The organism is Bradyrhizobium sp. LTSP885, from assembly GCF_000938305.1.
Lineage (GTDB): Bacteria > Pseudomonadota > Alphaproteobacteria > Rhizobiales > Xanthobacteraceae > Bradyrhizobium.
This window is the reverse complement of the sequence record NZ_JYMT01000004.1, coordinates 178,584-196,342: the sequence shown is the minus strand read 5'-3', so window position 1 is coordinate 196,342 and position 17,759 is coordinate 178,584. Positions and strand designations below refer to the sequence as shown.

Here is a 17,759-nt window from a genome sequence, read left to right as displayed (position 1 = left end):
TTAACGCGCAGGCCAGCACAAGGAGCAACATGACTGAACTTACCGACACAGCAGATGAAGCTGTTCCCGGTCTAATCAAACTCCCCGACACGAACACCATCGGCCGGGAAGCTACGTCGAAGACGATCAGAGAAGAGAACGCTGCGAGCACGGTTACGCTCGGTGACGGTACAGTTACAGACGACGCTCTTACCGTCTTCAACGACAGCGTGATGAAGTCGTTCACGAGCGGAGGCAACTTCGCGTACGACACGTACAAACGTCTTGAGCGTGCGACACTCGCGCCTGAGCCGGACAAGAGTTACAACGCTGACGACTTCATCAAGCGTAACCGTGATCGCATCCCGCAGACGTTAGAGAAGCAGTACCGCCTTGCTACGTCAGAGACGGAAGCTGGCATGATCCTAACGGACATGACGGATCGTATCCACAAGCAGGAGATACTTGAACGTCGCGGAGGCTTCAGCACGTTCGTTGCGGCAGGGCTGGCTGGCATCGTTGACCTTGATACGCCGCTCTCGGTGTTGTCTGGCGGTGCAGCGTCCACGTTCAAGGGCGGTATCCTCGCAACGAAGTGGGGACGGCTCGCGGGCAGCGCTGCCTCTGGCGCACTCACACAGGCTGGCGCGGCGACCATTGGCTTTGAGGCCGGGACTACCGGAGACTGGACGAGCATCCCCGCTGCCGGTCTTGGTGGCATGGTGTTCGGCATTGCTGGCGCTGGCCTGAAGCATAACCGAAGCGAAGTGCACGCCAACGAGGCAGTGCAGAAGGCCGCTAGGGAGTTCGACGAGACCGTGGCCGAAGGTGCGCCGCTGGCTGCTCGCGACATCCGGAACGAGACGCATCTGCATGACGACGTGTACGGCACGCGGGCTGCACAGAACGCGGAAGAAGAGTTTCCGCAAGAGACCATCGTCCTGCCATCCACAACGGAAGGAGGCGAGGGTAAGGTCATCAAGCTGTCCGATCTTGAAGCCGCTCCGGCAAGCCCAGGTGAGAACGTGGTGCGCGAAGGCGCGACCATGCAGGACGTGCAAGGTGAGAATGGCGGATCAATGGGCGCTCGCCAGCTACAGGCGCAGGGCTCTATCGCTACCATTCCTAACCAACGCATCACGACCATGATTACCAACGCTCGGCGCTGGTTGTCGCGCTCGGGTGTTGAGCAGGAGTACAACGAGAAGTACAGCGCACTGAGCGCGAAGGGGCAGGCTGGCGATAACGTTGCCAAGGCTGGTGCGCGCTTCCATGACGCGCTGTCGGCATCGCCGCTGGCATCTGACTTCGACCGTATGTGGCGCTCCGGTTCGTCCGTGGCGAAGAGGCTGGCTTATGACATGTTCGAGAACGCAAGCGGCGTTGTGCGGAATAACCGCTCGGCTGCAATGCTGAAGGATCATTACGAGAAACAGCTACTCGGATCATTCATGCCTGCGTACGAAGACGCGATGAAGCTGTACGCGAAAGAGAACGGTCTGTCGTGGTACGATAGGATCACGAACAGCGCAGAGCGAGAGAAGTTCAACAGACAGGTTATCGCTGAGCTTAACGCTCGTAAGCTTGAGCCTGCTGGTACGCAGCGCTCGCTACCTGATAGTGTGCGTGGTGCTGCGGATGCAGTGGACCGCTGGTCTGCCACTGACATTGAGATCGGCAAGGGCCGTCCCGGTGAAGGCAGCATCAAGGGTTACGAAGCTCTCTCCGCATACTCCGGATACTATCCTCAGAAGTGGAGCGGCGCTGCAATCGAGAAGATGATCCGGCAGGGGCGCAAGTCTCCCGCAGACATCACGAACGCAGTATCGGAAGCGTACCAGCATGCGCACGGCATGTCGCCAGAGGACGCAGACAAGTACGCGTCTGCTATGGTTGCGCGTGCACGTGCTGGTGAGCGAGGCACCGACACTAACCTGATCGGTATCTTGCAACAGGACGGACGCGACTTCCTTCGTGAGAGCCTGATCCGCAATGGACATTCAACGCACGAGGCCGACAAGCTTATCGACAAGCTGACCGGCGAGGCTGCGCAGCGTTCGCAGGCTGCACACACTAAGGGACGCATCGACGTAGACATGCGGTTCACTTCCTCGAACGGCATTAGCATGATGGACCTTGTTGACACGGACATCGCTCGGCTGATCTCGCGACGTGCTCGCGGTACGTCTGGTAACGCGGCGCTTGCTCGCAAGGGCATCTACTCGCGTATGGATCGCGCAGACATCAAGGACGCAATCCTACAGGAGCAAGCCGCTCGCGGAGGAAGCAAGCCGGTTGCTGCCGGTGCAGGCTCGTTGGACAAGTTCAATCACCTGATCGACAAGGATCGTCATCTGACAGGCGAAGACATCGACCACATGTTCTCGTACTTCGACGCTGGCCCGGTGGCCGGTGGCCTCAGTCCGATCTACTCGAACATCAAGAAGGCAACGAACCTCGCACTGCTGAACCAGCTTGGTCTGACACAGTTGGCAGAGACAGGCGCGTCTATCGCAGCAGTTGGCTTGCGACGGTGGTTCGATCACACAGGCTACGCGCTGCGCGGCGCTGCTACCAACCCTACGTCGGAGTTGGTGAAGGAGCTAAAGCACATGCACGTGCTGGTGCCCGAAGAGAAGCTGTTCCGTGATGACTTCAATCTCGACATGGACAGGCATGGCCCGGCTCAGTCTGACCTGATGCAGAAGCTGTCTACGGTCCTGAACCAAGGCCAGCGTTTGCAGGGATACACGTCTGGCTTCTACGCCGTGCGTAACTTCCAGCAGCGCATTGCTGTCACGTCGGCTGCTGACAAGATCATGCAAAACATGGCAGGGCTCGCGAAGGACTTGACCCCGGAGCGTGCTGCGGACATCGGTCTCGATCCGAAGCTGTACGCGCGCATCGCGAAGCAATACGTCAATCCGCCAGTTGGTGCGAAGAAGCGTAAGACCGCTATTGTCGAGTTCAAGGACGGTATGCTGCACAAGCTGAACCTCGACAAGTGGGACCCGAAGGACGCGGAAGACTTTGCCCTGGCATTGAACAGACACGTGAACCAAGTTGTGCAGAAGGCGATGGCAGGCGAGAGCAGCATCCTATTTCACAAGGACGGCGTGTCTTCTCTGTTCTGGCATCTGAAGGCGTTCCCCATGCTCGCGCTTGAGAAGCAGGCGGGACGTAACTTCCGGCTTGCTGACACGGAGACGGCTTACACGTTCCTCGCTGGGCTCGCGACTGCTGCTACTGCGTACGGAGTGAAGCAGGCTATCAACGGTCGCACTGAGAACCTGTCGGTGGACAAGCTCGCTCGCGGTGCAATCGGTCTGAGCAACATGACTGGTTGGCTTCCTATGTGGAGCGATCCTGTTGCAACGATGCTCGGCATGGATGCGCTGAAGTTCAACACGTACAGCCAAGGCATCGACGGCAACGTGCTCAGCACTCCCGCTGCGCTAACGACCGTGAACAAGATGGCGAACATTGCCGCCATCCCCGGACACGCATTGACGGGCAAGTTCTCGAACAACGATATCCGTGCGCTTCAGGCTACGCCGATCATCGGTAATGCGTACGGCTTCACTGCGATCTTTAACGCACTGAAAGACTGAGGCTTTCGCCAGTAGTGACCCTTGTACCTCCCTATTAGGAGATACAAGGAGTTACTATATGGCCTATTCAAGGGTCGTAGCTACAGGTGACGGCTCTACCAAACAGTTCGCTGTTAACTTCGCACTCGACTACTTGAAGCAGAGCGATGTTACCTGTCGTGTGGGCGGTGAGCTTGCCGACAGAGCTATCACGTTTCTATCTACGAATTTAATTCAGGTGTCCGGTACGGCTGTGCCCGCAGGCGTCAAGGTCGTGTTCACGCGCACAGTCGCGAAGGACAGCCTGCTCGTCAATTACCATAACGGCGACCAGCTCGACGAAGACAATCTGATGACTGCACAGAAGCAGGCTATGATGGCTGTGCATGAAGTGATCGACGGTCGCTTCGCCCCACTGTCTGCGGACTGGGACTTCAACGGCTTCCGCGCGGTGAACGTCGGCGCACCTATCGCTGACACTGATGCAGCGAACAAGGGCTACGTCATTGCGCAGACCGCAAGCTCGGTCATTGCCGCGCAACAGTCCGCCGCTGACGCGGCTACTTCCAAGGTCGCTACTGAGCTTGCTCGTGATCTAACGATTGCTAAGCAGCAGCAGGCCGCAGCTAACGCTGTGGATGCGATGAACTCGCAGATCGCTGCCGCACAGGCGCGAGATCAGGCTGTTGCCGCTGCTTCATCCGTAAGCTCGTCGGTCATCCCGACCAAGGCTGCGGCGCAGTTGCTGAACCCGACAGTCTCGCCTGAAGCCGTGATCCTGGCCGGGCTGCTTGCAGCCGGTGACGGTGGCGGCGGCCTGTTCAAGAAGGTTGCAACGCAGCCGACGCATACTGCCAAGTTCCAGATGGCGAACGGTACGTGGTACGAGTTCGCAGAGAACGTACTGAACGTGAAGGCGTTCGGCGCTGTCGCCGACTTTAATTCTGCGACCGGCCTCGGTACAGACAGCAGCGCGGCTATTCAGTCGGCCCTCGACTTGCATATGACGACGGGGAAGCCGGTCTACGTTCCGGCAGGCACCTACAAGGCAAACAACCTAACCTACGTACTTGCCGCTGGCGCAAACGGTCAGCGAGAGGGCTGTCGTATTTTCGGAGACGGTTCGGAGCGCACCAAGATTTACGGTACGACCGGCGTCACGCTGAAGATCGAAGGTGGTACGGGAAAGTATCTGATCGGTTGTTTCGTCAAGGGAATGACGTTCTCGTCGTTTGGCCGTGGGGCCGGATACGCACTCATACTACATCGTTGCGTGCACACGACTGTTCACGATGTCTACATCGTGGGGCACTCGCAGGATGGCATCTACGTCCCGACACTGTACGGAGACGCGGACCCTCAGAACGACGGTGCTGTGCATATCGTTCTCGATCAGGTTCGCATCAACTATTGCGACAACTACGGTATCAACTGTGCTGTCGGCACTGGCGTCAACGAGAACTCGTTCTTCACTATGCGGAACGTTACGGTGGAGCAGTGCGGTAACGCGACCACGACCGCTGGCGGTGGTATGTATTGGCGCGGTCAGATGCTGCTCATGCAGCACGTTGGCTTCGTGATTTGTAACAACCGTGGCCTGTACATCGAGGGCGGCGCAGGGCTCGGGCAGAACATCGCCGGGTATAACGTCACGTTCGAGAACAACCTCGGTAAGCACCTCGAATGCTGGGGCATCTCACAGATGATGTTCGAGGGCTTGCAAATCTATTGCAGCCCGGCGTGGCAATCTTCGTACGGCATTTACCTCAACGGTACTACGTCTACAATCCAGAATGTGCACATCCGTAGCTGCCGAGTGCGCTGCGATCAGACTGCACCGTTCATTGCTTTCCATACGCAGGGAGCAAACGTTGTCCAGTGCGTGGTTGAGAACGTGGTGTTTCCGGTTTGGAACGCTCTTGCCAACCAGTACAAATATAGCGGTGACTGGATCGTTAGGCCGCAGATCAGGCCGAACGTTTCCGCCCGCGCTACGGCAGCGCAGACCGTTGTAACGTCTGACACTGGCATCCTGTTCAACACCAAGGACCATGATCCGGCCAACGCATACAATGCGGTCAGCGGACAGTACACTGCTCCTGTTACCGGGCAGTATCTTGTGTCTGCTGGCATCGCGCTGACCGCTCCTGCGGCGGGCGTCACCGGCTTCATCAAGCTGTTCTCGACAGACACCGGAACGGAGCTTGCGCGTAAGTCGTACAAATTCGTTGGCGGTGCTGACGAGTCTATGGATATCACGCGGCTCGTCACTCTGACTGAGGGACAGCACGTAGCTGTCAGAGCGGTATGCAGCGCGAACCTGCCATTGCTGCTCGGTGGCAACAACCAGAACAACTACCTTTCAATCGTCCTGCATCAGCAGGGCTAACCACTCATTCATACCGGAGGCTGCGGTTGCAGACTTTAAACGACTGGCTGGCCGCAGCCTCTACATACTTGGCTGCATTGCTGGCGCTATTCATTGAACACTCGAATGAAGTGGTCAAGGTACTTGGCTTCGTACTTCTCGTCGCACGCTTAGTGCAGGAAGTGCCGCGAGCTATCATCATGATTAGGAAGTGGATCGGTGTCTAAGGGACCGGCTACAGAAGGACGACTTGGCGACCTGCATAACAAGGTTGCTGAAGTGATGATCCGGGCGCTCGATCATGTCGAGAAGGCCCAAGAAGTCTTTGAGGCTACGGACGTTGAAGTCCTAGCCGAGAAGGGCATCAAGGAGCCGGAGCTTAATCCGGCGTTGCTCTCCGTCATGGTCCGCTTCCTCGACGCGAACAAGGTTACTTGTGCGCCAGAGGCGGGCAACACGATGAGCGACCTTGAGCAGCGATTGGCTGACAAGGTGAAGCGACGACGCTCCATTGGGAACGTCGTGCACATTACTGACGAATGAATTTATAGGGCTCGCGCTACGGCGCGGGCCTCAGTAAATCCATTACGCAAGGAGGCCCATTGGCCGTAAGAGAGACTGCTGAGCAAGCTCTCGAACGTTGGCATGAGTTAGAACTTCTTCAGAAGCACTACGCCGAGTTCGATGACTTCCTCGTCGATGTCATCGAAGACCTAATGGGCTTCATCTGTACGGAAGTGCAGATCGACATCGGACAATACATCGCGCACGGGCCGAAGTACCGCATGGTACAGGCGCAGCGCGGACAAGCGAAGACAACCATCACCGCTGCTTACGCAGTGTGGCGCTTCATCCACGAGCCTACAACGCGCGTGTTGATCTTGTCGGCCGGTGACACTCAGGCAACTGAGATCGCTAACTGGGTTATTCAGATCATCAACGGCATGCCAGAACTGGCGTGCTTGAAGCCGGACAGATCGAACGGCGACCGTGCATCGGTTGAAGCGTTCGACATCCACTACACTCTCAAGGGACCTGAGAAGTCTCCAAGCCTAGCCTGCGTCGGCATCACGTCGAACATGCAGGGCAAGCGCGCAGACATCCTGATCGCTGACGACATCGAGAGCCAGAAGAACAGCCAGACGCAACATCAGCGTGCTCGCCTTCTGCATCTGACACTCGACTTCGCATCCATCTGCTCTAACGGCGAGATCATCTACCTCGGCACTCCGCAGAGCATTGACAGCCTGTACAACGGTCTGCCTGGACGCGGCTACGATATTCGTATCTGGCCCGGTCGGTATCCGACCAAGGAAGAGATCATCGGCTACGGGCCGTACCTCGCACCGTTCGTACTGAAGCGGCTTCTTGCCGATCCCAGTCTACAGACTGGCGGCGGGCCGACTGGCGAACGCGGCAAGGCGATTGATCCTGTGCTGCTCGGCGAAGACATCCTTTGCAAGAAGGAGATCGACCAAGGCGCGGCGTACTTCCAGCTTCAGCACATGCTGAGCACCACGCTGTCCGACGCTGAGCGCTTCCCGCTTAAACTCTCAAGCCTGCGCGTGCTTGCGTTTGATCGCGAGAGCATGCGGGCACCTATGACAATCAACTTCGCTCGAACCGATGACGTGCAGATACTCCTGCCGTCCGGCATGCCCATCAAGGACCGGCTGTACCGCGTGAAGTCCGCAGAGGACTTCGGCGAGATCAACGGTTGGGTGATGTATGTGGACCCCGCTGGCGGCGGTCAGAACGGCGACGAGCTCGCTTACGCTGTCACCGGCTTCTGTGCCGGGCGCGTCCTGCTCGCCTCTGTAGGTGGCATCTTCGGCGGCTATGGAGACCTTCAGCTTGATTGGCTGACGGCTGCTGCCGTGAAGTGGAAGCCAAAGATCATCAAGATCGAGAAGAACTTCGGCAACGGTGCTCTCTCGTCCGCGTGGCAACCGCGCCTACTGAAGGCGCTGAAGGCCGAGAACCATTCTGTCGGTATTGAGGACGTGTGGGAGAGCGGACAGAAGGAGCTACGGATCATCGACGGGCTTGAGCCTCTAATCGGCGCAGGCAAGTTCGTGGTGCACGAAGATCTAATTCGTGAGGATTGGGACACAGTTCAGAAGTACGCAGCCGACAAACGGAGCACGTACAGTTGGCTGTGGCAGATGGGCCGGATCACGCGTGATCCCAAGTCACTGATCCACGATGACAGGCTCGATGCAATCGCCGGCTCTGCTCGTCACTGGGTAGACCTCGTGGCTATCGACGATGAGAAGGCCAAGGCTGCTGCCAAGGACGAAGCATACAGGAAGCTCATGTCGAACCCACTAGGGGACGGACGCAAGCTGCCCGGTGCATTCGGCAAACAATTCCGCGCACCTAATGCGCTCGACAAATTCAATCGTGGTCGCTTCTGACCACCAAGGAGAATACGTGTCTAAAGAAAAGACTGAGACCAAGGCTGAAGCTCCGGCTGCTCCTGCTGTCTCTGCGAACCCGGCTCTGGTCGAGTTCCCGCGCGATACCTGGGGCTTCACTTCGGAGCTTCGCAAGATCGGCCTACTGGCCGCCAGTGACGTTCGCGGCAACAAGGAGAAGCAGGACTTGTATCTTGCGACCCTACGAGTGCTCGCTCAGCATTCGCTCGCGCGCTTCAATCGTGACGCAGCCGACTTGCTGGCTCAGATTGCTGAGATCGAGGAGCGGGATGCCAGTCTGACCCGGCGTCAGTTCGGGCGCGGCGACAACACCGACGCTGAATAAGCGAACGGGCCGTACCCGAAAGTACGACCCGCTCTACGCGCCCAGGTAAGGCCCGAAGGCCAGTACAGGCGCTGTATCCAAACACCACTACATTAACTCAAGGACCAATGACAAATGAAATCTGACATCTTCACCCCCGGACATGTGCCGATCAGCGGCATCGTCCGGAAGCTGGCCCTCGCGGCGGCAGGCACCGTGGTCGTCCCGCAGGGCGCTTCGGTAGTGGCCGTTTATGTCCGAAGTAAGAACGCGAACGCCGTCACTGGCGGCATCAAGGTTGGAACCACTCTAGGTGGAACCGACGTGCTCGCGGCCGGTGCTGTCGCCGGTAGCGCACTCGCGACCTTCTTCCTGACGAACGGTTTCCCCAGCGCTGTCGGCGATCGTACTCTGTACATCGACGCAGTGACTGCATGGAACTCCGCATCACTCGACATCGCCGTCGAGTACGTCGTCCTCGTCTAATCCGCAGTCAACGCTGTACTCCAAACAGGGCCGGGTGACACCGGCCCTTTTACGTTAGGTATGTAATGCCAAAGAAACCGTTCCGTACCACGCGCCAGCAGGAAAAGCTGGATGACCTGTATAAGGTCATGCGTGAAGGTCTGAGGAACAACCCGTTCACTAACGATGTCATGGCCTCGCCTCCGACCGTTACGGTCGGCACTACCGGCGATGGCACGCTGACGCTGTATCCTGTTGCAGCCGCTGGCGCATTGACCGACTTCTCCAAGAACCAAGTCGCATGGTACGGCGGCGTACCTTCTCCGATCCTCACGCAGTACGTCTGTATGCCGGTGACGAGTGTTCTGCCGTCCACGAATGGCAACATCGGATCGGGTTACGCTGACAAGAACCAGTGGATGTCCGCATTCGAGATCGTCACGCCAGCCGACAAGGTTCAGTTGGGTATCTTCTGTAGCTCTGCTGTGAAGATCATGTTCCAGGTCGAGGACAAGTACGTAGACAAGGTTGGCTTCTCTAGCGCGTCTGCGACGAACGCCGACACTATGTTCCTGCTCACGTTCCCGACGATCACTCCCCGGCGCATCCGTGTGCTGGTGCCGTGCCTACCGTCCAAGGGACCGTGCTTCATCAAGACCGTCCGGGTTACGCCCGGCTGCGGCGTGTGGAAGCCCTCTCAGCGGCGCGTCAAGCGGCTCGGCTGGTTCGGCGACAGCTACCCGGAAAGCACGAACAGTGCGGCCTCGGTGTACCCGATCCCGAACGCGTCGTGGCCTATCCAGACCGGCGAACGCCTCGGTATCCGCGACGTGCGGCAGTACGCTGTAGGCCAGACCGGCTATATCGCTACCGCTGGCGGCACCCGGCCTAGCATGCTCGATCTTATCCCTCTCGTGGCAGATCAGGGTGCATGCGACATCTATGCAGTCTCGCACGGATACAACGACGCTACACAGAACCAGTCTGCTCTTGAGGACCGGATCACGATTACCCTTCAGGAGCTACTGCGCAGATACCAGCATACGCCGGTGTGTGTGCACGGCTGTCAGGCTGGTAACGCTGCTCCGGCTCTGAACCAGATCGCTACTGAGAATACGATCTATGCTGCTGTGAAGCGCGTCGACAGTCGGTACTGCGAGTTCATCAAGGTAAGCACGGACGATGTTCCGTGGCTGAGCACGGCGAACGCAAGCGTGATGGTCGATACCGACAACGCGCATCCGACGCTCGCTGGGCATTCGCTGCTGGCGTACCGTTCGGCTGAAGCCATGGTCGAAGCCGTCGAGCGTATGCTCTGACGGGCAATCACGGTCTCGTGTAGTGGGGTTTGGTCCTCAAGAATCATGAGAGGATCACCAGAGAATTACGGTGACCCAACTGCAAAAATGATCTTGCGCGAACACCTCGTTTAGCCCCACGCTTGACCCCCTGTTCGGCACCGTACGTACCCCTACATTTGGTGTCTAACAGATTGCCCAGCGAAAAGCCGCCCTCGGGTGAAACGAGGACGGCTTCGAGTATCGCTGGGATGGCGCTCCCGAGCAGCCGCCGCTTTGGGTAAGTCCCCAGGGCGGCGGTGTCGCCACGCTAAGCAAGTGGGGGAGGTTGTCAACTAATGCTTGACGGTCAGCCGGGCGATCCTGCGCGGTCCAAGCCAGACCTCGACCGGGTTATCCCCGACCAGTTCGCCCGCCCAGCTTATGGCTTCCTCGTCGCCTTCACCGTCCAAGTCCACGCTCTGTATGACGTCGCCGGTCCAGGTCAGTACGTACACCCGGTAGATCATTCAGTTGTCGGTCGGCTTCAAGGTTCGGATACGCAGGATGAGGTCGCGGGCGAGAGCGCTGTAACGCTGGGCGTCTTCTTGCGACAGTGGGTAGCCGATCAGGTGGGCAACGCGGTTGCGAACGCTGCGCAGCTCTCTTATTGCCTCGACCTCATTAGAAGTTAAGCCTAGCTCCTTGGCAACTTGTTCCATGACACGCATCACGCCGGGCGGTCTGCTTTTCCCATAAGCGCGATAGAGTTCAGCCTCCAGCGCGCTCCATGACTTCAAAACGACCATTTGAGGATGTTCGTATTCATCGACATGAAAGGTCAGGAGATCACCCGTCGACTTGGGTTTTTCCAGTTTGGGCAATTCCTGTTCGGTTGCAGCCCGCGTCTCGACCGTCAATGCCTCGACCTTATCGAGTTCAATGCTTACGCCCCAAGCCGAAACCTTGGTTGGTCGGACCCGATCAACTAGCTGATATAACGGCCTCCGGAAGTACCAAAGCGCCCCGCCGATTAGCACGGGCCACTCAGACCGCTGAACGAACTCCAAGATGTCCATGTCTCGTCCTATGTCGATCCTGATGTCATCCACGAGGGTCGCAGACCGTTTCTTTATGGACCCCGTAATTGTCCATAATTGTCCATAATTGTCTCTTGGAAGGCGTTTGTAATATTGACATTTCCGGGTGCGCTGGTGTGTAGTAAAAAATGTACAATGTGCAACGCCGCCCCACGGGGAAACCCCATAGAGCGGCGCTGGGTGGTCCAAAAGCCGGAAACCTCTCCGGACCGCGGCTGGCACCGCGTCCCGGCTGTTATCACTTGTACGGTCACGGTATGGGGTTAGGCCCCAAGTCCGAGAACCACCTGTGGTTGGTGAACCACCCCTGCATGATGATGATGCGGCTATGGCCCGTCAACATCTTTCGCCCTTTAGAGGCGCTTTCCCTTAAAGTCCCATACTGGCGGTAACAAGGTACTGCCTGGCCGTGCTACTGTTCGGGCGGCGGTGGCTCGAACAGCGATCGGCTCTCATACATCTCAGTACCGATCGACCTATGGCTCTCAAAGTGGTCAATGACCCACACCTCATCCGGCCAATCGAACTCTGGGTCCAATGTCGGTACGGAGCCGTCCAAAAAGTGCGGCTTGCCGGTGTTCGTCCTAATCCATTGAGGGTGTCGTTGATGGTCATGCATAGGCGCAACCTTGCGTCGGCGCGGCCCTTAATTGCTCCGGCTTTGGGGCCATAACATGACTGGCAATTCCCTCCGGTCAGGATCGCCAGAGAAGGCCCAGGAGATCCGTTCGGTCACGGGCTACGAAGCTGCGGACAGCCAGGTTTAACGCATGGGTGGATTCCGCTGCGAGCCGGGCAGGTATCAAACCGGCCCTTCGATAGTAGCTCGGTGAACGTTCGCCTGCTGCCAAGCGCTAACGTGCTTTTGCAGGCCATCAAGGGCGGTCGCGTTGAAGGTCGGATTATCACGGTTGAGATTAAGGTCTGTCGTGATGACGAGAACAGGCTCACCTGACTCTTCATCCGTATCCATGCGCGTTGCTAGAATGTGTCGGTGCGGCTTTAGGTCTGACATGAGCATCCTCGTTTTATACAATATGGGATGCGCCGGTTTCAGATGCCAGATTTGACGGATTTTTTTGAGCGGGTATCCAAGCTCACCCGCGCGCTGACTTCCCCCGTAGGGCCATGAGGTCAAGCCCTGTATTAGATCGCATTAGCATCTGATTTGGTATCATAGCTCATATCCGTATTATGATCTAGTGGCCTTAGCCGGGTATACACCCATAGTATAAGCTAAGCTTGCATCTGGATTATGAGCCGAGTGCTACCGCATAGCTAAAGCTGGGAAGCCTACGGTTATGGCCGGGCATCTGTATTTGTCTGATCTCGGCTCAATCTCATAGTTATAGCTTAGCTAGGTAGCTGGTTCATCTACATGAACACGGTTCAGTGTTCATCTAGCTTACAGCCGGAATGCCTATCCCTCCCTATTAGGAGATACAAAGCCTGATATGCCATTTGGTGTATCAGTCTAAGAATATACTAATGATTATAGATACTTACATGGTCGAGCGAAGCGAGCATGTATAATACAAGCTATTGAGAGCTACTAGTATGTATATAGCACTAGGTACGGATTACCGTACGAATAGAAGCTACTAGACTAGCTCTCATACCAGATAAGCTATTGATATATATAATAGATTGCTGCGCAGTCTATGGCCTAGCTATGCCTCAAGATAGCTATACTGACGAAAAATCAGATATTGATACAGATTTAATTACAGACTATATTACTCAGATAGATCAAGCGATTAAGCCGGTATCAGTCCAATTCTATCGTACAGACCGACAATACAGATATTCCTACGGATCAAATATGCTATTGTTTGTTGGTCAGCGGCGACGCGGCAACGGCTCTTCCAGACTGCTCCGGCGACTTGGACTAAGCCACTAGCTGTAACGCAGGCCAGACAACGGAATTGACTACAACGATACTACGGGCATGCCGCAAGGGTTGCCTATGGACTGAAACAGCTTGCCAGACTGATATCTGGCCTGACGGCTAGGAACTGCCTACGCCGCGCAATCTAATCGGGACACGTGGCCGGAAGGCGGATGGTGTCGGTTAGTCAGTATCTGCGGATTTATGGAACCACTCCGTTCCGAATGTCTAAGGCGCGACTAGCGCCGCTCTTAGTGCCCACCGTGGCCGGTCATTGCGACAGAGCATAATGCTAGTTGATACGCGACTTGACGCTAGGTGCAACGGAAGGCAGGCCGAACGTCCGCAGGGTACACACAAGCGCACTAGCTCATGCCAATGCCAAGGTTGCTAGTGGTGTGTACCAGTTAGATGCACTCCATTTCAGCGTCATACGTGCACGCCTAGAGCGCGGACCCAAGCAACAAGATTAGTGCGGGTTTCATTCTAGGTAGGCGCACGCATAGAGCGGGTTATGTGACCGGCGCTAACTTCATAAAATCGCAAACATGCATACAGCCAGCTAGGCCGCGCTCTACGCGAGTGCGCCTAGTTGGTTATGCGAGCGCATTCAATCCTACAGCCTGAACTGTACACAGAGCACCTAGAGGCTAGTGACGGGAGACGTGTGCGCTCACACAACCAACTAGTGAGCTACGCTATGATGACAATTAGGGAAGCACGTCAGCGCATGCAGATCAATCGCATGACGCTACGCAATACCGGACACGGTGACTATCGCGTGAACTTCATTGAGCGCGATAACGAGGCTACCGCGTACTACACGGATTGCCTTGAAGATGCAGTTTTGACCGGCGCGAACATGCGCCAGCGTCGCGAAGTATCGGCCGCCGCCTGACGGGTATCAGGCTTCACAGAACGCGCCATTGAGGCGTTTAAATCGGAGAGAGCACGAATGGCTACCAAAGCTAAGACCGCTACCACTACGCCCGCCAAGACCGCTGCGAAGGCGGTTGCTGCCAAGGCCACGACCGGCATGAAACTGCTGGTCGGCACGAAGGCAATCGAGGATGCGCTCATGAGCATTCATCGGCGAGGGCAGACGTTGCAGGCTGACATTCACGTGGCCGCGTGCTCCGTGCTTCAGCACCTGGGCCAGCACTCCGACATTCGCATCGTGGCGAAGCTTCTGAACGCCATGCCCGAAATGGGCCGCAAGAACGCCATGCGCGATTGGTTCGTGGAATACGGCCCGGTCATGTTCGATGGCGACCAGCCCGTGTTCATGCAGGGCGGCAAGGTGCGGCTCGGCGATGCCATGGCGAACCCGTTCTGGAAGTTCAGCCCGGAGAAGCCGTATGAGGCTATCGACGTGGCTGCGCTGATCGCCAGCACCATCAAGAAGCTCCAGAAGGACGAGAAGGAAGCGAAGGCGAACCACGGCTCGCTGATCGCTGGCCTTGAGAAGCTGATCCCGGCTGCTCCGACCACGCACTAACACTCAACACCACCACTACGCATCAAGGGCGCAGTCTGTTCTCAGGCTGCGCTCTTTTTGCGTCTGTGCGTACACAAGGGCGCTTTTGTCATCGCGCCATGGCTGCATTGGAATTGCTGCGAGAGAGCGCAGGCCAGTGCAGGCGAGCTTCTGATGGTCTCACGCACATACGTTCAATTCGTAGTGCGACATCCACACGAGAGCGCCCTTGTCTACGCATCACACAACAGAGGTATCGTCATGGCCTTAGAGACACTGCTCGTTCTGCTGTTCACCGTGTTCGCAATACCGGGCGCGTGCTTCTTCGTGCTCGTCGGCTTCTGGGTTCGCGGCGTGTGGAACGGATGGAAGCAACAGCGCCTGTACCGCCGCGACCGTGCAGCGTGGGTGCGCTGATGACGCCAACATACGAATGCTACTGGGTGCACGACAAAGCCCTGCGCACTGAAATACGCGCCGACACAAGCTGGGAAGCGCGCAAGCAATTCCGCGACTTCTACAACGCATCGCAAGACGCTGACGTGCCTGTGCACGAATGCGTTGCAGTCCGTATCTGGGCGACGGTGCTGCCATGACAGAGAAGCTATTCCCGTCACGCGAGCACGCAGCAGATTTGCTGAAGCTACAGGGCTTCAGGCTTGTGTCCACTAACGGACGCGAGTGGCGCACCAAAGACGACCGTATCGCAGCGCGCGTCGTCAAGCACGCTGAAGATAGTTGGGACGTCGAATATTTCGCCAACTAACCGCAACCAACACTCACTTAGCAACTAGGGGAAGAGAACTATGAAGCACGTTGCTCACACGTCGTTCGACGCTGCCATTCTGTCGGCATATCGCACGGAGGCTCAACAGAAGCACGGCGAGCGCGTCAGCGAACGTCAGCGCGTGAACGGTCGGCCGAACGGCTACAGGCCGATCAGCGAGGCTGAGCTTCAGCGCGGCATCGAGGGCACCGGCACGGTGACGAACTACGCCAGCGAGGCGAGGGCGTACAAGCCGACGCACGGCGGCTACTCGTCCTAACGCAATCAATTCATCACAGAGGGACCATACATGAAGAAGCATAACCGCCGCGTCAGCACTCTCGATGCAATCCGCCTGCACGCCGAAGCGAACAAGTCTGATCCGTTCGCCGCTCGTCGTATGGAAATGACGCTACGCAAGCGGCATGACAATCCGAAGGACGTTGCGGACGAAGCGCAGCGCATCCTCGACACTCGCGCCGCAGCGATCCGCAAGGCGTTCGCAGAGTGGATCAAGACGCCGGAAGGCAAGCTGATGCGCAAGTTCGTGCAGGCTGGCCGCACCTATGGCGAGAAGCTGGCTGCGTAATTGCCTGCACTGAACTTCAAAGATGCCGCCGCAGAACTCAACGTGAGTGAGCGGCGGCTTCGCGACATCGTTAAACGGCATCCGTTCTTCTATCCGAACGGGTGTCGCAAGCTATTCACGCAGGAGCATATCGCTCAGATACAGGACGGTCTCGAACAGGAGAAGGAATGCTCAAGCTCACGGAGCGGCATGGATCGCCGTACTACTACCTACGCGGCACCGTCCGGGGCACTAGCATTGACGAAAGCACTCGCATTCCTCTCGTCAACAAAGTCGCCGCGAACGACTACAGGATCAACCGTGAGAAGGAACTGCTCGAAGAGAGCATCCACGGTAAGCGTCTAACAACGACATTCTCTCAAGCCGCGCTCCACTACTTGGAGAATGGCGGCAGGCAGACTTACAGGCTCGCCGATATCATCGAGCACTTCGGTACAACGAAGCTAAGCAAGATCGGTCTCGTCGAGATCGAGGCGGGCGCTATAGCAGTGTTCCCGACGATGCAGCCAGCGTCACGCCGCGCTCACTACTACACACCCTTGTCTGCGATCTTCACGCACGCCTTTGAACGAGGCTGGTGCGAGAAGAAGACCCTCGAATGGCCGGACATAAACGAGAGTATTGTACGGTGGCTCACTAAGGAAGAAGCGAACAGGTTCATTGATGAAGGGCATCACATCAAGCCGCTGTTGATATTCCTGTTCTACACGGGTGCTCGTATCTCGGAGGCTATGAACCTTCAACTGAATGACCTCGATCTTGATCGCAGGCACGTGCAGTTCGTTGGTACGAAGAACGTGCTCGGTAACGGCAAGATCAGGAGCAGAGGCGTTCCGCTGCATCCGCGTGTTGTCGAGGCTCTGCGCGAAATGCTCGCTGTGCACCGGCCTAATGGTGGTGACGTATTCAGACGTGCAGATGGCTCTGAGTATCCGAAGCACACACGAGCCAGCGACAAGATCAAGGTCGTGTTCTGGCGTGCATGCGAGAGAGCAGGCATTGAGAACTTCCGCATACACGACACGCGCCATACCTGGGCGACGTGGCACTACCAAGCGAACAGAGACCTCGGCGCGCTTCAGAAGCTCGGCGGGTGGAGCACGATTGAAATGGTGCTGCGCTATGCGCACACGAACGTCGATGAACTCAGTGACACAATCGGGAGGCTATGATGTTTGAACTGTACTTGTCGCACGGTCGCACAGACCCTGCGGAGAGCATGGATGAAATGGGCTTCAACGGTCCAAGACTGCAAGGCGTAATAGGTCTGCATCAAACGTACAGCGACATCGTGCGTGTCGTGTTCCGCGACGTTGCTGCGAAGGTGATTGCGCAGGGTCTGACCGGCTGGTCGGAGTGGGACGCGAACCAACTGAGCATGCAGAAGCACGAAGATATGATCGAGATCACAACCGCTGAAGGTGAAAAGCAATACTTCGGCGACTGGGGTCTTTGGTCTCCTGAACATGCAGGCGGACGAACCTACTGATGACCGCCGACGAAGAGTTCGAGCTACTG

19 protein-coding genes are annotated in these 17,759 nt (G+C 57.1%); 16 read left to right on the top strand and 3 right to left on the bottom strand.

Annotation, left to right across the window (positions count from 1 at the left end):
- Positions 1-29 precede the first annotated feature (29 nt).
- The 7 genes from UP09_RS03285 (at position 30) to UP09_RS03250 (ending at position 10,463) form a co-directional block, all read left to right on the top strand.
- Positions 30-3,590: a hypothetical protein gene (locus UP09_RS03285; protein ID WP_044536578.1), complete on the top strand. Its 3,561-nt coding sequence runs from the start codon at positions 30-32 to the stop codon at positions 3,588-3,590.
- A gap of 58 nt (positions 3,591-3,648) precedes the next feature.
- Positions 3,649-5,958, top strand: coding sequence for a phage tail fiber domain-containing protein (locus UP09_RS03280; protein ID WP_044536577.1), 2,310 nt, complete (start codon positions 3,649-3,651; stop codon positions 5,956-5,958).
- 198 nt (positions 5,959-6,156) lie between these two features.
- Positions 6,157-6,480, top strand: a complete 324-nt coding sequence (locus UP09_RS03270) for a DNA packaging protein (RefSeq protein ID WP_156164422.1) — start codon at positions 6,157-6,159, stop codon at positions 6,478-6,480.
- A gap of 59 nt (positions 6,481-6,539) precedes the next feature.
- Complete coding sequence (gene terL, locus UP09_RS03265) at positions 6,540-8,354, top strand: phage terminase large subunit (protein ID WP_044536574.1); 1,815 nt, start codon at positions 6,540-6,542, stop codon at positions 8,352-8,354.
- Positions 8,355-8,370: 16 nt separating this feature from the next.
- Positions 8,371-8,700: a hypothetical protein gene (locus tag UP09_RS03260; protein ID WP_156164421.1), complete on the top strand. Its 330-nt coding sequence runs from the start codon at positions 8,371-8,373 to the stop codon at positions 8,698-8,700.
- A 114-nt stretch (positions 8,701-8,814) separates the two neighbouring features.
- Positions 8,815-9,165, top strand: coding sequence for a hypothetical protein (locus UP09_RS03255; RefSeq protein WP_044536572.1), 351 nt, complete (start codon positions 8,815-8,817; stop codon positions 9,163-9,165).
- Positions 9,166-9,230: 65 nt separating this feature from the next.
- Positions 9,231-10,463 carry an SGNH/GDSL hydrolase family protein gene (locus UP09_RS03250; RefSeq protein WP_044536571.1) on the top strand — a complete coding sequence of 411 codons (1,233 nt, stop codon included), beginning with the start codon at positions 9,231-9,233 and terminating at the stop codon, positions 10,461-10,463.
- 314 nt (positions 10,464-10,777) lie between these two features.
- Here the strand turns inward: UP09_RS03250 and UP09_RS37400 are convergent, their stop codons facing one another.
- From UP09_RS37400 to UP09_RS03235, 3 genes are all read right to left on the bottom strand, one after another.
- Positions 10,778-10,951: a hypothetical protein gene (locus UP09_RS37400; RefSeq protein WP_156164420.1), complete on the bottom strand. Its 174-nt coding sequence runs from the start codon at positions 10,949-10,951 to the stop codon at positions 10,778-10,780.
- A complete protein-coding gene (locus tag UP09_RS03245; RefSeq protein ID WP_156164419.1) occupies positions 10,952-11,500 on the bottom strand; it encodes an Abi family protein in 549 nt (182 codons plus the stop codon). It lies immediately after the preceding gene.
- A gap of 823 nt (positions 11,501-12,323) precedes the next feature.
- Complete coding sequence (locus UP09_RS03235; RefSeq protein WP_156164418.1) at positions 12,324-12,536, bottom strand: hypothetical protein; 213 nt, start codon at positions 12,534-12,536, stop codon at positions 12,324-12,326.
- Positions 12,537-14,139: 1,603 nt separating this feature from the next.
- Between UP09_RS03235 and UP09_RS37395 the strand changes: the two genes are divergently transcribed.
- From UP09_RS37395 to UP09_RS03205, 9 genes are all read left to right on the top strand, one after another.
- Positions 14,140-14,307 (top strand): hypothetical protein, encoded by a 168-nt coding sequence (locus UP09_RS37395; protein WP_156164417.1) that lies wholly within the window; start codon positions 14,140-14,142, stop codon positions 14,305-14,307.
- A 138-nt stretch (positions 14,308-14,445) separates the two neighbouring features.
- Positions 14,446-14,907 carry a hypothetical protein gene (locus UP09_RS36200; RefSeq protein ID WP_156164416.1) on the top strand — a complete coding sequence of 154 codons (462 nt, stop codon included), beginning with the start codon at positions 14,446-14,448 and terminating at the stop codon, positions 14,905-14,907.
- Positions 14,908-15,147: 240 nt separating this feature from the next.
- Positions 15,148-15,303, top strand: coding sequence for a hypothetical protein (locus UP09_RS37390; RefSeq protein ID WP_156164415.1), 156 nt, complete (start codon positions 15,148-15,150; stop codon positions 15,301-15,303).
- Entirely contained in the window at positions 15,303-15,482 is a 180-nt protein-coding gene (locus tag UP09_RS03225) for a hypothetical protein (RefSeq protein ID WP_156164414.1), read from the top strand. The genes UP09_RS37390 and UP09_RS03225 overlap by 1 nt, the downstream gene beginning before the upstream one ends.
- The gene (locus tag UP09_RS38330) at positions 15,479-15,652 is read left to right on the top strand and encodes a hypothetical protein (RefSeq protein ID WP_210166764.1); all 174 of its coding nucleotides are present in this window, start codon (positions 15,479-15,481) and stop codon (positions 15,650-15,652) included. The genes UP09_RS03225 and UP09_RS38330 overlap by 4 nt, the downstream gene beginning before the upstream one ends.
- Before the next feature lie 40 nt (positions 15,653-15,692).
- Entirely contained in the window at positions 15,693-15,932 is a 240-nt protein-coding gene (locus UP09_RS03220) for a hypothetical protein (RefSeq protein WP_044536566.1), read from the top strand.
- A 30-nt stretch (positions 15,933-15,962) separates the two neighbouring features.
- Positions 15,963-16,241: a hypothetical protein gene (locus UP09_RS03215; RefSeq protein ID WP_044536565.1), complete on the top strand. Its 279-nt coding sequence runs from the start codon at positions 15,963-15,965 to the stop codon at positions 16,239-16,241.
- 167 nt (positions 16,242-16,408) lie between these two features.
- Positions 16,409-17,413 carry a tyrosine-type recombinase/integrase gene (locus UP09_RS03210; RefSeq protein ID WP_044536564.1) on the top strand — a complete coding sequence of 335 codons (1,005 nt, stop codon included), beginning with the start codon at positions 16,409-16,411 and terminating at the stop codon, positions 17,411-17,413.
- Positions 17,413-17,730: a hypothetical protein gene (locus tag UP09_RS03205; protein WP_044536845.1), complete on the top strand. Its 318-nt coding sequence runs from the start codon at positions 17,413-17,415 to the stop codon at positions 17,728-17,730. The genes UP09_RS03210 and UP09_RS03205 overlap by 1 nt, the downstream gene beginning before the upstream one ends.
- The last annotated feature ends 29 nt before the right edge of the window (positions 17,731-17,759 follow it).